Source organism: Vibrio sp. K4 (assembly GCF_051122595.1).
GTDB classification, from domain to species: Bacteria; Pseudomonadota; Gammaproteobacteria; order Enterobacterales; family Vibrionaceae; genus Vibrio; species Vibrio owensii.
In genome coordinates, this window is the sequence record NZ_CP178578.1 from 1,275,029 (window position 1) to 1,289,045 (window position 14,017).

Consider the following 14,017-nt stretch of genomic DNA (forward strand, 5'->3'; position numbering starts at 1 on the left):
AAAGAACAAAAGAAAACGACCTCGCAATGAGGTCGTTTTTTTATGTTTGTTTTGAAGGCGTTCTTACCAGTTCTGGCCAGTACATTTTTACATAACCAGCAGAAACCCAAACGACAAGTACCGTCGCAATGCTTAACTCTAAGAATCCAAAATCGTGCAACCAATGCCAATGGGGATGAGACTCAGCAAAAAAAGTGGTGAGACGATGCATCGCAATAGCACTGATTACAGAAGGGAAGGTCACGGCTGCAATAGATGGCTGGAACTTCAAACGCATTAAGCGGAAGTAACACAGATAAATCAGCAACGTCATGGTGATTGCGATGCCTGCCAATGCGCCTGTCAGAATCGGGTCTGGTTCGCCAAAGTTGACCAAATACGCCGCTAAAGACAAGTTCACCGGAGCTGCCATAATCGCCAATGTTGGGCGTGCGCGACGCGGAAGAGAACCAAAAAACACCAATCGATATAACACTAATGGCAACATGAAAAAGTAAATGCCAATGCACATCATCGCCAAGGTTTCAGAGAACACGTTGTGGCCGAATTGAGAACCTGCAAGGGAAGAACTGATCAAGCCTACAGGATATAGGAACCAACTTGGCACGATGTTCGACATCTTGAAGTTCATGATCTGGAAACCAAAGAACAACACCATCATCGTAAAGTGAAGTAAGACCGCCACAAACCACAATGGATAAGCAATAAGTGGTGCTACTGCCGCAAGGTAGTCACACAGCACGAGCAAGGCCATACTCATCGGAGCCATCAAGCTACCACTCAGCGGGTGTTTGATATCCGCCATAAACAGGCGAGGGCTGGTGGCGTATTTTAGAAGAACTGGAGTGAGGAGCAATGCACCAAGTGCAGCAAGAAATGGTCTTATCGGTTCGCCAATGTCAGGAATGTATAAAGCCCAAGCTTGTCCAAGCCCTATCATACCTAGTGCCAAAGCCGCTTGTGACGGTGGGACACTGTAAAACTGTACAAGTCTTCTCCAGTTCAAAACTACTCCGAGATTGGATGAATCACTCTAATTTGAGGCGAGAATACTAACAATATTCATGAGTCGTTACCTTTAAATATTATAAGTAAATATCAGAGAATGGGAATTTTGTGAGTTTGGTAGGGAAATTTTGTAGAGAGATGCAAAAACGTAGAATTACTGGCTCCAAACTAACATCTTATGTGGAAGATAATTTGGAGCCGATATTAAGTTAGGCTTGGTTTTCCGGTAGGTCTTGCTGACGTAGCTTGTCATTTTTAAGCGTACGATGTAGCAACTGGCTGTAAATCGGTTGCCCACCAAGTAACTGCGCTACGATTACCGCGCCTAAGCTAGTAATGATGAGAGGCAGAATTAAGTAGTAGTTATTTGTCATCTCGATAACCAGCAAGATGCCAGTGATTGGAGCACGCACTGTCGCTGCGAATAACGCTCCCATACCGGCAATGGCAAACACGCCAGGTTCAATCGTCAGAGAAGGTAATAACATGTCTGCACTTGCGCCAAACGCGTAGCCAAATAGCGTACCCAGCGCCAACATTGGTGCGAAGATACCGCCCGGAGCACCTGAACCAAAACAGAGTAAGGTTGTGATAACACGACCAACAAACAGCATCACCAAGATCGAGATTGAGTAGTTACCGTTGGTAATGTCCGGAATCAAACCAATACCACCGCCAGTAAGTTGAGGAACATAAAGCAGTAGCAAGCCAAACACACCACCCAATACAGTGCCTGTGATTAGGTAGCGTTTACGGTCGTTTTTATGCAGAGCAACAAAGCTGTCTTGTGCGATAGTCACCAGTTTGTTGAATATGACACCAAATACACCGAATAGAGAACCAAGCAGTAGGAATAGCCACAGTGATTGTAACTCTGGCGATTGATATTGCGGCATGGTGATAACGGCGGCTTGGCCATTGATGGCGCGAAATACAATGTTTGCCATGATCGCTGAAATGATCACCGCTCGGATAGAAATCAACGAGTAGCGAAATTGAGGGCGCATTTCCTCAACCACAAACATAATGCCTGCTAATGGCGCGTTAAAGGCAGCGGCCAAGCCACCAGCAGCACCAGAGGCTAATAATGAGTGGCGTGTATCATCGTCTTTAATACGGAAGATGTCAGTGACCATGCGACCAACGGCACCACCCATTTGTACGGTAGGACCTTCGCGACCTAAAACCATACCTGAACCAAGCGCACCCATACCGCCAAAGAACTTCACTGGAATAACACGCCACCAACGTACAGGGCGAATGTTATCCATGGCACCTTCGATCTCAGGAATACCTGAGCCAGATGCTTCAGGAGCAAAACGGTGAACAAGGTAGTAACCGATAAATGCCAAGGTTGCACTGATTAGAATCGCAGCAAGCCACAAAGGCAATACGCTACCGATTTCGCTTTTTAACCACTCGGTACGAGTTTCTGAAACAAAGTGAACGGCAATTTCGAAGTAGGTGCCGACAAAACCTGCTAACGTACCAACGATTGCGGCCATAAAGAGGACGGAAAATGATGTTGGCGTTGACCCTCGAGAGACAAACTGGTTAATCGCATCTTTAGGTACGTGCGCTAACACAGATTTCACAATTCTCTCGCGTTTGGTCATTAACAGATTCTCCTAGACTACTAATTGGAAGGGACGAAAGAAATTATACGCTCACGAGAGTCTAGACCTAATCAATAAAGATGCAATTTAGCTTTCCACTATTGAGCAGTTCAAGCGTCTATTGTGCAAATATTGATAAATATTGTGCTATTGATTCCATATCTCACGCTATTTTTTTATCGAGTAACCTTGTTTTCTGAGCAAAATGAACCATGCTTTAAGTGTAAAGCAACATGACTGCTTCAGAAGGAGGGATGTGAGGTTTTACACACAATTTGGATGGATTCAAACCCTACAGAAATTCCTCGTTATTTGTTCGGGATGCATCAATAGACTTCCCGATTCGCATACTCACGATTGAGTCACGAGGCAGAGGCGCACGCAAGAGTGCGCCTTTTTAATGCCTGTCTAAACCGCACGCCTATTCACTACCCCTACAAAGGTGTCTGCGCGGTTGTCTAATAATAACCGTATGAAGTATTGATAAATATAAATGGTATGCTATTCTGCTTTCTCGTAATGGTTCTCAGCGTGATGGACTACGCGGTTTATGCTTTATACAAAGATTGATGCGGGCTAGAAGGTCCGCTTTTTTTGTGTCCGAAATCCGACATAGTCACTTGCTTCTCGCTTTACTTACAGCAAAGATAAAGCTCTTTCATTCATCTTCTCGAGTCAAATCGATAGTACCACTATGTTGCGTTTCTCATTCTTCCTGCTTCTTTCTTTAAGTTTGTTTTCTCATACCGCTAACGCACGAGATGCATGGTGGCAAATCATGTTATCTGAAGCGCCTGTCGCTGAGGTTCAACAAACCTTGCAAGAGGGTGGTGACTGGTACGGATGTGAGACGCAGGAAAGCGAAGGAGCATTATGCTTGGATGATTTTCATTATTACCATCAGCACCTTTACGGAGAAGCAACGATAGAAGAAAAAGCGATTCGTCTGAACTTTCTCACGGACTATCAACCTCAAAACTTGAGTGGTGTGATACTAAACCTGAGAAAAGATGGCTTGGTGATGAAGCGAATTAACATACAGGGCGAGCAGTACGATATAGCTGCGGCTTTAAAACAAAACTCACCAGAAGCTGTCGACAAAGCTCTGATTCTGTTTATCAACCGCTACTCTCAGCAAGCGCCGCGAAGTATTGATTGGGTGTTAGCTGAAGAGTTTGAATCGCCAACACCGAGAGTGCGTGTCACGTTAAACAGTGATGGCGAAATGATTGAGCTTAAGGTTGAGCGCTTTTAAAGCGGGAGCTAACGCTTCGCGAAACATACATCGTTAAAAGGTTTAGTTTTGTGCGGTCTTGTTTTCATCATGCAACGAAAGAAAGGTCGCCATCGCCGATTCATCCAGAAATCCATCTGACTTCTTGTGCGCGCGTAGGTACTGATAACCCGCGACCAGCTTACGGTGCTTGACCTCTTCCTCTTCTGATATCGTTCCATTCATCACGTGTTGGAAGGCCAGTTTATAGGCCTCCATGTCCACGACTTCCGCTTGACGGTATAAATAGCCGCAACCAGTGGCTAACCATTCCAATGAACAGTTGGCTCGCATGGCGATTTGATTCGCTTTGGCTAAGCTGGGTTCGCTGCCTTTGAGGTATTTGCGAATCAAAGCTTCAGAAACGTCCACGCGTCGCGCAAAACCACTGATGCTTTCTTCGCCAATTAATGTCGCGAGTCGTTGGGCAAAAGACATATTTCGTACTCCAGTTCGAATTGCGAAAGTTTACCCGTTGAGCGAGCGGTAAAACAAGACTAGGATGAAAGCAGATTAAGAAAAGGAGATAAACCCATGGTTGCAAAAGTAGTGACTGCACCAAACGGTCCAGAGTTTTCTGAACTGGTACAAGGTTATTGGCGTGCGGTAGATTGGGGCATGACGGCGCAAGAGCGTTTGTCGTTCCTAAAGCAACACATTGAGTTAGGCATTACCACCGTCGATCACGCTGACATCTACGGTAACTACGAATGTGAAGCGCTGTTTGGTGAGGCACTCGCACTGGACAAAAGCGTTCGTGAGCAAATTCAGATTGTGACCAAGTGCGACATCAACTTGTGTGGTGATAAAACGCCAGAGCGTAAGATCAACCACTACGACACCAGCGCTGCGCACATCTATCAATCTGTGAACAACTCGCTTGAGCGACTAAAAGTCGACGAGATTGATGTTCTTCTTATCCATCGTCCAGACGCGTTAATGGATGCAGATGAGGTAGCAGAAGCGTTCTCTGAGCTACATAAAGTGGGTAAAGTTAAGCACTTTGGTGTTTCTAACTTCACGCCTCGCCAATTCGAGCTTCTTCAATCTCGTTTAAGCAAACCTCTTGTGACTAACCAAGTGGAAATCAACCCACTGAACTTTGAAGTGGTACACGATGGTACGCTAGATCTACTTCAAACGCATCGTGTTCGCCCAATGGCATGGTCATGTTTGGGTGGTGGTTCAATCTTTACTGGTGATACGGAGCAAGCGGTTCGTGTTCGTAACGAGTTAGAAGCTATCCGAGAAGAAGTGGGTGCAAACAGCATCGACGAAGTGATTTACGCTTGGGTACGTCGCTTGCCTTCTAAGCCGATGCCAATTATTGGTTCTGGTAAAATCGAGCGTGTTCATAGTGCAGTTAACGCGCTAAGCATTGAGCTAACGCGTGAGCAATGGTACCGAGTTTGGGTTGCATCAAAAGGTCACGGTGTGCCATAGAAAGCGGCCAGTAAACAAAAGACTGAGGCACTCCAAAGAGGGTGCCTTTTTTATTTCTTCTTATCTTAAATGGCAGCCACTTTATAAACGCAACCCCTTGCGTATCAAGCCTTGTAGAACTTTTAATCATTCCTGACTGATGTCACTAAATGTATAGGGAATCGAACTTTTTCTTAGTTCATTGGTTCACTCAACTATTCATATTGCGTATGCTTACCCAGTAAACAAAAAACGAAGACTCTTAGTCTGTGTAGCAGTAACAATCTGGTAGAATTCCGCACAGATTGTTGAATATTTAAAGGTGGTAGCATGTCTTTTCCTGTACTCATCTGTGATGATTCTGCGTTAGCACGCAAACAGATGGCAAGATCACTGCCAGCAACATTGAATGCAGACGTGACATTTGCCATCCATGGTAAAAATGCGCTTGAAGAGTTAGCGCAAAAAGAATTTAAACTGATGTTTCTCGACCTCACCATGCCAGAGATGGACGGTTTTGAAACATTAGAAAACATGAAACGCTTGGGCATTCAAACGCCTGTCGTGGTTGTGTCTGGCGATATTCAACCAAAAGCAAAAGAGCGCGTGTTTGCTCTCGGTGCGAAAGCGTTTATTCAAAAGCCGATTGGTAAAGATGAGCTTATAGCGACGTTAAAAGAGCTGATCGAGCCGAATGATCGACCACAAGTCATCACACCGACAACCATAGAATTGCCGATTCTCCGCCGTCGCGACATCTATATGGAAGTGGCGAACGTTTCTATTGGTCGCGCAGCGGATGCGCTCGCTCGACACTTTGATGTATTTGTTCAGCTTCCATTGCCAAACGTGAATATCTTTGAAGTCAGTGAACTGCACATGGCTTTGCGCGATCTCGCATCTCACGACAATGTCTCTGGTGTTTGCCAAGGCTTTTGTGGTGAGGGCATCGCCGGCGAAGCGTTAGTGATTCTAAGTGACTCCAGTGTTTCTGATCTTAAGAAACTGATGAAGGTGCCAGCAGACAGCGAAGAGTTGGAAGAACTAGAGCTGTTGATGGACATTTCCAATATCTTGGTTGGATCATTCTTGAATGGTTTGGGCGAACAATCTGAAGTTCGCTTTTTCCAGAGTTCACCAGTGCTACTTGGTCAGCATATTTCCATCGATTCTATTATCGAGTCGACAACAGGTGCATTTAGTCGAACCATGACATTCGAGGTTAGCTACAACATTGAAGGCACCTCCATCCGTTGTGATCTACTGTTTATGTTTGTCGATGAGTCACTGCCGTTGCTGGATAACAAACTCTCGTACCTAATGGAGGATTTCTAATGCTGAACTTACCTGCAGAATTTGAACAATTCCATTGGATGGTCGACATGGTTCAAAATGTCGACATGGGCTTAGTTGTTATCGATAAAGATTACAACGTTCAAGTGTGGAATGGTTTTATGACTCACCACAGCGGTTTGCAATCTCACGAGGCAATTGGTCGTTCGATCTTTGATATCTTCCCTGAGATCCCGCAAGAGTGGTTCAAGTTGAAAACTAAGCCTGTTTACGATTTGGGGTGTCGAAGCTTCATCACGTGGCGTCAGCGCCCGTATTTGTTCCGTTGCCGCAACGTTCGACCAGTGACGCAACAAGCAGAGTTCATGTACCAAAACGTGACGCTAAACCCAATGCGAACCCCAACAGGGAAAATCAACTCGCTGTTCTTGTCGATTCAAGACGCCACAGCCGAAGCCTTGATTTCGCAGCAGCAAAAATAAAGCTTGAGAAAATAAACACAGTAAAAGCCGAGGTTCGCCTCGGCTTTTTCGTATACTTAAATCGTGTCTTCTAAAACGCAGAATCTCAATATGGACTTTAATCTCGCCCTCAAGCTCTACACCGCAGAGCAAGTCAGAAACGGAGAAATACTCGCAGCTCAAATGGCAGGCGTCTCAATGTACAGCCTAATGCAGCGTGCAGGAATGGCGGTATACGAACGATTTCTTCATCTTTACCCAAGGGCGCGAACTGTGCTGGTGGTCTGCGGCAAAGGCAATAATGGTGGAGACGGATACGTGTTTGCCACGCTTGCCAAACAGGCGCAGTTGAATGTTCGTGTTTTCCAGCTAGGTGACACCACATCATTGAAAGGGGATGCGTTGCGAGCGTTTGAAGATTGGCAATCTGTGGATGGCGAGAATAGTTCTTGGGATGATTGGCACACTGCACTTTTAGAGGCAGATGTAATCATCGATGCCATGCTTGGTACAGGGCTCTCTGGTGAAGTAAGGCATGAGTATCGCCGCTACATTGATCAAGTTAATCAAATTCATTGTCCGATCATCTCAATCGATATTCCTTCGGGGTTGAGTGCAGACACAGGTTCCGTGCTCGGAGATGCCATACAAGCGGATCATACGGTGACCTTTATTGGTGTGAAGCAAGGCTTATGCACAGGGCAGGCGAGAGACTACGTCGGTGAGCTGCATTTTTCTGGTTTAGGTGTAAACGTTGAGTTCGAGTCGATTGAGGAAGAAAGTGCTTTAGGCATCGACCATCAAATCATCAAAAGGTTACTACCAAAAAGAAAAGCCACAGCCCAAAAAGGGAATAATGGCAAGCTCTTATGTATAGGCGGTAATCAAGGCATGTCTGGCGCCATTCGTTTGTGCGCTTCAGCCGCAGTAAGAACAGGGGCAGGGTTGACCGCTGCTCTCACTCACCCAAGCTCATTGTTGCCATTGCAAGTCGGCTCTCCAGAAGTCATGAGTCAGGCTATTACATTTGATGAGTTAAAAGAGGCAGATAACGAACTGATTAAGCGGACACGTTGGGCGGATGTCTTGGCTTTCGGCCCTGGTTTCGGTGAGGATGAATGGGCACATCAAGCCTATCAATACTTATCTCAGCAGCACAAACTGAAAGTCGTTGATGCAGACGGACTCAATATTCTTGCGATGCTGAATCAGCGTAATGAAGTCGTGGTTTTACGAGATGAGCAACGCGTTATAACGCCACATCCAGGAGAGGCAGCACGTTTACTTAATGTCTCTACAAAGGGCATCGAGCAAGATCGCTTTACCGCAGCAAGGCAACTTCATGAACGTTATGGAGGTGTCGTTGTTCTTAAAGGGGCGGGCACGCTTATCTATGATGGCGTGAGAATGTACGTTTGTCTTGCCGGAAATCCGGGAATGGCCAGTGGCGGTATGGGGGATGTGTTATCCGGTGTCATTGCCGCACTGCTTGCCAAGGGGCTACCTATTGCTGTTGCTGCACGTTTGGGAGTGATGCTCCATAGTCACGCTGCGGACATTAATGTTCAACAAAAAGGCGAAATTGGGTTATTAGCAAGTGATGTTATTGAATCACTTCGATGCGCTATAAACATCACAGAGAGCTAGTTCGTGCTTGATATACTCAAAAAAGTGGCAGAAAAGTGATGTGAAACGTGAAAAAAATTAGAAATTTATTCTTGTACAAACCGACTAATGAGTATCATTTGGTGTAATTTTGAGCGTTTATGAGAGGTTGAACGGTAAAATTCCCGTCGTTTAACGCAAAGGTTTGCGCAAAGGATTAAATAGAGGTTGGTTTTAACTATTTGATATTGTTAATAAAGTTATGGTTTTGGAGAGCGGTGAGGTGTTTTTGATATGCGATTTCCAAGATGGTATCACAAAAAAAATTCAAATATCAGACTTGTAGGAAATAAATCACGACCTATAATGCTGAAAACCGGAGCGTCTGCCAACGCTCCGGTTTTTTTGTGTCCGAAGAACAGTGAACTCGTCTGCCAACGACTTCACTACGCACTCTGAGATGACACATATACTTATGAATCAAGGAATTACACAATGCGTATCGAACAAGAACTTAAGTTAGGTTTCAAAGATGTACTGTTTCGCCCGAAACGTTCAACCCTTAAGAGCCGTTCTCAAGTAAATTTAACCCGCGATTTTACATTCAAGCACAGTGGCCGTCAATGGTCTGGTGTGCCTGTAATTGCGGCGAACATGGATTCGGTTGGTAGCTTCGCAATGGCGAAGGCACTAGCAGAGCATGGTGTAATGACCGCTGTTCACAAACACTACACAGTAGAAGACTGGGCAGAGTTTGCGAAAACAGCAGACAAAACAACACTAAACAACGTAATGGTGTCTACGGGTACGTCTGATGCAGACTTCCAAAAAACCAAAGACATCATGGCGATCTCTGATGAGTTTATCTTCATCTGTATCGATATCGCGAACGGTTACTCAGAGCACCTAGTCGAGTACGTACAACGTGTACGTGCTGCATTCCCAGACAAAGTTATCTCTGCAGGTAACGTAGTGACTGGCGATATGTGTGAAGAGCTAATCCTAGCGGGCGCAGACATCGTGAAAGTGGGTATCGGCCCAGGTTCTGTATGTACTACACGTGTTAAAACAGGTGTTGGTTACCCACAACTTTCTGCAATCATCGAGTGTGGTGACGCTGCACACGGCCTTGGCGGCATGATCATCGGTGACGGTGGCTGTTCATGTGCGGGTGACGTTGCAAAAGCATTCGGCGGCGGCGCTGACTTCGTAATGCTAGGCGGTATGCTAGCAGGTCACGAAGAGTCAGGCGGTGAAGTGATCGAACAAGACGGCAAGAAGTTCATGAAATTCTATGGCATGTCTTCTAAGAGCGCGATGGACAAGCATTCTGGTGGTGTTGCTGGCTACCGTGCCGCTGAAGGTAAAACTGTACTTCTACCATTCCGTGGCAGCGTTCACGGTACTATCCAAGACATCCTTGGCGGTGTTCGCTCAACATGTACTTACGTAGGTGCAGCAAAGCTTAAAGAGCTAACCAAGCGTACAACGTTCATCCGCGTACAAGAGCAAGAAAACAACGTATTCGGTAAAGAATAAGTTTTTGCTTAAATAGAAATAGATAGATTAAGAGCCGCAGTTTGCGGCTCTTTTTGTATCTATGTTTTCTGTTATACATCATTCAGTTGCAGTGCTTTAAAATGGTCGATGTAATCATCTACTGCTTTAAGTACCGACTTTTTGATTTCAAGGATTTGCTTAGAGTGCGGATTCCACAAAGCAAAAGAGAACTTTAGTCCGTGCTTGAGTTCTCGAGGTTTAAGTGGCTGCAAGTTTTCTGTGACGTATTGAGACTCTGAAAGCACCTTTGGTAACCATGCCCAGCCTAAGCCACATTGAATGAGTTTGATCGTGAGTGCGAGTTGATCAACTTCTTCGTTGTCTGCCGATACAATGAGCTTTTCTTTTAACCCTTCATGCACAAATGCTCTAAGAACAAATTGTCTGGTAGTTCTGAGTGCATTTAATACTTCATCATCTGGCAATTGGGAGAGGGGACTGCCTTTTTTAACGAACGGCAAAAATTCCATATGACCGATAAAGGTAGCGTCTTTACCATACATTCCTTTGCCATGATCAATGTGTACTAAACCAAAATGAATATCGCCATTATTAATACCCTCTTCAACTTCCGCTTTTGTTTTTACTAGAAAATTCACCTTCATATTCGGGAAGTCGTTAGCAAGCTGCATTCGAATGGTCGCGAGCATCCCGTGGGGCACAACGCTTGAGTGGGCAAAGGTGATTCCCTCCAGTCCTCCATAGGCCAAGCTGAGGGCGATTTTGTCGAAGGTGTCAGATTGCGCAATCGTTGCTTTGGCGTAATGATAGAGCAAGTGCCCTTCTTCGGTTGGTTCGACATTACGACCAATTCTCTCAAACAGTTCTACCGCGAGAATATCTTCCATGTTGGCGATCACTTGGCCTGTTGTCGTGCGATGTTTACCAAGTTTGGCTGCTGCTTTGCTAAAGGAGCGCTCTTCATACACCGTCACAAATGCCAGTAATTGTTCAATGCTGGTGCTCATATCGGATACTTCCTTTTCCTCGATGTCGTCTATCTAAAACTTATCACTACGTTTATAAACTGCCATTCAGGAAGCTTATTGCTGTGATGTAGTCGAGTTAATTTGGACGGATAGCATCCGTCATAACGCATTTATTGCGTTTTAAATTCATCGCTAATATGAACTGCATCAACACGCAGGACATGGCGATGAACCAATGGTGCTGCGAATTATTTCCATATCAAATCACCAATAAGGTAAACACAATGACTGATTACACCAATATTGACCGCGAAGTAGAGCAACTATCAGAGGTTATTTGGGGAATGGCATCTCAGGTCTGGGATTATGCAGAGCTCAGCTATGAAGAGTTTGAAAGCTCGGCGTTAGAAAGCTCTGTTCTTGAAGCGCATGGTTTCACTATTGAACAACGCAACATTGCAGATCTAGCAACATCTTGGGTGGCGACGTGGGGGCAGGGCAAACCTGTGGTTGGTTACCTCGTCGAATTTGACGCTTTGCCAGATTTGGGCAATGACACGGTGCCTCATAAAACACCGGCTAAAAGCGGCAACACAAATGGTCATGGTTGTGGTCATAACCTTATTGGTTCTTCTTCAATTGGCGCTGCAATTGCACTCAAGCAACATATGGAGAAAGAGGGCATTCAAGGCACAATCAAGGTTTACGGTTGTCCTGCAGAAGAGTCACTTAATGGTAAAAACTACATGGCAGCGACTGGTGTGTTTGATGAGCTTGATGTATGTCTACATAACCACCCAGCTATGGTTAACGCGGCAGTAAACTTCCATTCTACCGCTTCTATCGATCTTATTGTCGAGTGGCACGGTGTCACGGCGCATGCTGGTGCTGCTCCTTGGGACGGCCGAAGCGCACTTCATGCTGCTGAAGTATTTATTGTTGCGGCCAACATGATGCGAGAGCAATTGGAACCAACAGGTCGCCTCCATTATCAGATCCTTAATGGCGGTTCGGCTGTGAATGTGGTGCCTGACTATGCAAAAGTGTTAGTGCGTTACCGAGGCAAAAGCGCGGAGAATGTTCGTCAACACAAAGCGTGGTTAGAGGACATTGCAAAAGGTGCGGCATTGGCGACTCAAACCACAACGGAGGTGACAAACCTAGGCGGTATCTATGACTGTTTGCCAAATGATGTATTAGCAAGCTCTATCACCGAGCATCTGAATCGTTATTTTCCATTGAGTTGGACGCAAGAGGAGCAAGATTTCGCTAAGAGCATTCAACGAGAAATGGGTAAGCCTGAAGACGGTTTAGCGACTGATGTGATGGATGTACCACAAGGTATTGAAGTCGGTGGCTCAACGGACGTTGGGGATATTAGCTGGAATGTTCCAACAATGGGAATTGTTTACGCGGCTTGGCCTTTGCATATTCCACCACATCAATGGGGTTGTACGGCTTGTAACGGTATGAGTATTGGTCAGAAAGCAGGGCTGAATGCGGCACACGTCCTTGCAGCACAAGGGTTAGAGTTGATGACAAATACTGATTTATTAAAACAAGTTAAAGCAGAATTTGAGAACAAAAAAGCGGGTCGTGAGTATGTTTCATTGAACGACACTGTGACTAACCCACGCGGCATACTTAATGATGAGCAAGTTCATCACTATGAGTGTTGCCTACACACTGCGCTAGAACATTTAGGCGTGTGTCACCACTAATGACAATGGCGGGTGAGGTCAATCTTCACCCGAAATCCTTCCTATGTTTTGCTGGCGAGAGAGTGTGGACATGTTTATTACGACAGTTTTTTTGATTGAGACCATTACGGTTCTCGGTACGGCTGCTTTTGCTTTATCAGCAGTTTTTGCTGCAAGTGAAAAGAAAACCGATGTTTTTACCGTGCTGGTTTTAGCCGTCACCACCGCTGTTGGAGGGGGCACCATACGAGACTGTATGCTAGATGTTCCAGTATTTTGGTCTCAAGATATTTATCTCGTCTGGATTGCCATAGCGAGTGGTTTGATTGGATTTATTTGCTTTTCTCTCATAAAGAAAAATTGGATGAATAAAGTCAATCTGTATGTCGATTCTGTAGCGTTAGCAATGTTCTCAATTCAAGGAACAGAAAAAGCGTGGAGCTTAGGTTTTGGTCTACCCGTTGCTCCTATTCTCTTGGGTGTAATTACTGCGGTAGGTGGTGGGATAGTCAGAGACGTTTTGATTCAGCGTCCAACCTTGTTTTTATCTAAAGAGCTTTACGCTATTCCTGTGGCGATAGGTTGTACACTGCATGCGGTTGTCTTGTCTTTCGCGCCCCAACTTGCTGACTTCAGTGCGGTGGGGGCAATCGTCTTGGTGATATACATGCGTCACCTTACTATCAATAAACATGTTCAGGTTCCAAGTTGGGCGATCATGAGATAACCACGTTCGAATTGAGCTTGCTATTCGGTCAAAAAACGCAAAAGTTGCATTATTAAAACTAAATCGTTCTTGAATGCTATTTATGGTCTTTATCCATTCCTTAAGATGACTTTTTGTTACTGGCTCACGGAGGAAAATGTGCCTAATAAAGATTATCTTGAGTTGGCGAAACAAGCTGCTGCAAATGAAAGGGAATATGAGTGGGGATTAGCGTGTGAGTTTTGGCTCGCAGCTGCAACCAAAGCACCAGAAAATAGTAGCAATAAGCATTGGGCGTTGTTGCGGTCGGACTTCTGCCGAGGGCGTACTCGAGAAAATGGCTTTTACTTTCCATCGGAACCTTCTACTCAAATCAGGGAGAGTAAAATTGCAATGAGTAGTCTCTCATCTTTCAGAGGAACGGTGTTTAGTTAAATACCCTTT

The 14,017-nt window shown here is 45.2% G+C and carries 13 protein-coding genes; 9 read left to right on the plus strand and 4 right to left on the minus strand.

The window, feature by feature from the left end; translation table 11 throughout:
* Nucleotides 1–40: 40 nt before the first annotated feature.
* Together ACLIIY_RS23370 and clcA are read right to left on the minus strand one after the other, a co-directional pair.
* Nucleotides 41–940: a TDT family transporter gene (locus ACLIIY_RS23370; protein ID WP_061009339.1), complete on the minus strand. Its 900-nt coding sequence runs from the start codon at nucleotides 938–940 to the stop codon at nucleotides 41–43.
* Between the two features lie 277 nt (nucleotides 941–1,217).
* Nucleotides 1,218–2,624: a H(+)/Cl(-) exchange transporter ClcA gene (clcA, locus tag ACLIIY_RS23375; RefSeq protein ID WP_180827081.1), complete on the minus strand. Its 1,407-nt coding sequence runs from the start codon at nucleotides 2,622–2,624 to the stop codon at nucleotides 1,218–1,220.
* A gap of 694 nt (nucleotides 2,625–3,318) precedes the next feature.
* Here clcA and ACLIIY_RS23380 point away from each other — a divergent pair.
* A complete protein-coding gene (locus tag ACLIIY_RS23380) occupies nucleotides 3,319–3,879 on the plus strand; it encodes a hypothetical protein (RefSeq protein WP_434528588.1) in 561 nt (186 codons plus the stop codon).
* A 42-nt stretch (nucleotides 3,880–3,921) separates the two neighbouring features.
* On the opposite strand, the gene ACLIIY_RS23385 is transcribed toward ACLIIY_RS23380, so the two are convergent.
* Nucleotides 3,922–4,335, minus strand: a complete 414-nt coding sequence (locus tag ACLIIY_RS23385; RefSeq protein ID WP_180827083.1) for a helix-turn-helix domain-containing protein — start codon at nucleotides 4,333–4,335, stop codon at nucleotides 3,922–3,924.
* Between the two features lie 96 nt (nucleotides 4,336–4,431).
* Here ACLIIY_RS23385 and ACLIIY_RS23390 point away from each other — a divergent pair, with 96 nt between their 5' ends.
* The 5 genes from ACLIIY_RS23390 to ACLIIY_RS23410 all read left to right on the plus strand — a co-directional run bounded on the left by ACLIIY_RS23390 (nucleotide 4,432) and on the right by ACLIIY_RS23410 (nucleotide 10,217).
* Nucleotides 4,432–5,340: an aldo/keto reductase gene (locus ACLIIY_RS23390; protein ID WP_180827084.1), complete on the plus strand. Its 909-nt coding sequence runs from the start codon at nucleotides 4,432–4,434 to the stop codon at nucleotides 5,338–5,340.
* 309 nt (nucleotides 5,341–5,649) lie between these two features.
* Nucleotides 5,650–6,654 carry a response regulator gene (locus ACLIIY_RS23395; RefSeq protein ID WP_434528589.1) on the plus strand — a complete coding sequence of 335 codons (1,005 nt, stop codon included), beginning with the start codon at nucleotides 5,650–5,652 and terminating at the stop codon, nucleotides 6,652–6,654.
* Nucleotides 6,654–7,094, plus strand: a complete 441-nt coding sequence (locus ACLIIY_RS23400) for a PAS domain-containing protein (protein WP_434528590.1) — start codon at nucleotides 6,654–6,656, stop codon at nucleotides 7,092–7,094. The genes ACLIIY_RS23395 and ACLIIY_RS23400 overlap by 1 nt, the downstream gene beginning before the upstream one ends.
* A gap of 90 nt (nucleotides 7,095–7,184) precedes the next feature.
* On the plus strand, nucleotides 7,185–8,720 hold the full coding sequence (locus tag ACLIIY_RS23405) for an NAD(P)H-hydrate dehydratase (protein ID WP_434528591.1): 1,536 nt from the start codon (nucleotides 7,185–7,187) through the stop codon (nucleotides 8,718–8,720).
* A gap of 453 nt (nucleotides 8,721–9,173) precedes the next feature.
* On the plus strand, nucleotides 9,174–10,217 hold the full coding sequence (locus ACLIIY_RS23410) for a GMP reductase (protein WP_009704073.1): 1,044 nt from the start codon (nucleotides 9,174–9,176) through the stop codon (nucleotides 10,215–10,217).
* A 71-nt stretch (nucleotides 10,218–10,288) separates the two neighbouring features.
* Here the strand turns inward: ACLIIY_RS23410 and ACLIIY_RS23415 are convergent, their stop codons facing one another.
* Complete coding sequence (locus tag ACLIIY_RS23415) at nucleotides 10,289–11,206, minus strand: LysR family transcriptional regulator (protein WP_434528592.1); 918 nt, start codon at nucleotides 11,204–11,206, stop codon at nucleotides 10,289–10,291.
* Nucleotides 11,207–11,451: 245 nt separating this feature from the next.
* On the opposite strand from ACLIIY_RS23415, the gene ACLIIY_RS23420 reads away from it, so the two are divergent.
* The 3 genes from ACLIIY_RS23420 (at nucleotide 11,452) to ACLIIY_RS23430 (ending at nucleotide 14,008) form a co-directional block, all read left to right on the plus strand.
* On the plus strand, nucleotides 11,452–12,888 hold the full coding sequence (locus tag ACLIIY_RS23420) for an amidohydrolase (RefSeq protein ID WP_334421515.1): 1,437 nt from the start codon (nucleotides 11,452–11,454) through the stop codon (nucleotides 12,886–12,888).
* Nucleotides 12,889–12,958: 70 nt separating this feature from the next.
* Nucleotides 12,959–13,594, plus strand: coding sequence for a trimeric intracellular cation channel family protein (locus tag ACLIIY_RS23425; protein ID WP_050554353.1), 636 nt, complete (start codon nucleotides 12,959–12,961; stop codon nucleotides 13,592–13,594).
* Nucleotides 13,595–13,732: 138 nt separating this feature from the next.
* Complete coding sequence (locus tag ACLIIY_RS23430) at nucleotides 13,733–14,008, plus strand: ANR family transcriptional regulator (protein WP_020195985.1); 276 nt, start codon at nucleotides 13,733–13,735, stop codon at nucleotides 14,006–14,008.
* Nucleotides 14,009–14,017: the final 9 nt, after the last annotated feature.

Bases quoted from the DNA above. Each gene is read 5' to 3' on its own strand.
- ACLIIY_RS23370 (WP_061009339.1), bottom strand. From the start codon at position 940: ATGATAGGGCTTGGACAAGCTTGGGCTTTATACATTCCTGACATTGGC.
- clcA (WP_180827081.1), bottom strand. From the start codon at position 2,624: ATGACCAAACGCGAGAGAATTGTGAAATCTGTGTTAGCGCACGTACCT.
- ACLIIY_RS23380 (WP_434528588.1), top strand. From the start codon at position 3,319: ATGTTGCGTTTCTCATTCTTCCTGCTTCTTTCTTTAAGTTTGTTTTCT.
- ACLIIY_RS23385 (WP_180827083.1), bottom strand. From the start codon at position 4,335: ATGTCTTTTGCCCAACGACTCGCGACATTAATTGGCGAAGAAAGCATC.
- ACLIIY_RS23390 (WP_180827084.1), top strand. From the start codon at position 4,432: ATGGTTGCAAAAGTAGTGACTGCACCAAACGGTCCAGAGTTTTCTGAA.
- ACLIIY_RS23395 (WP_434528589.1), top strand. From the start codon at position 5,650: ATGTCTTTTCCTGTACTCATCTGTGATGATTCTGCGTTAGCACGCAAA.
- ACLIIY_RS23400 (WP_434528590.1), top strand. From the start codon at position 6,654: ATGCTGAACTTACCTGCAGAATTTGAACAATTCCATTGGATGGTCGAC.
- ACLIIY_RS23405 (WP_434528591.1), top strand. From the start codon at position 7,185: ATGGACTTTAATCTCGCCCTCAAGCTCTACACCGCAGAGCAAGTCAGA.
- ACLIIY_RS23410 (WP_009704073.1), top strand. From the start codon at position 9,174: ATGCGTATCGAACAAGAACTTAAGTTAGGTTTCAAAGATGTACTGTTT.
- ACLIIY_RS23415 (WP_434528592.1), bottom strand. From the start codon at position 11,206: ATGAGCACCAGCATTGAACAATTACTGGCATTTGTGACGGTGTATGAA.
- ACLIIY_RS23420 (WP_334421515.1), top strand. From the start codon at position 11,452: ATGACTGATTACACCAATATTGACCGCGAAGTAGAGCAACTATCAGAG.
- ACLIIY_RS23425 (WP_050554353.1), top strand. From the start codon at position 12,959: ATGTTTATTACGACAGTTTTTTTGATTGAGACCATTACGGTTCTCGGT.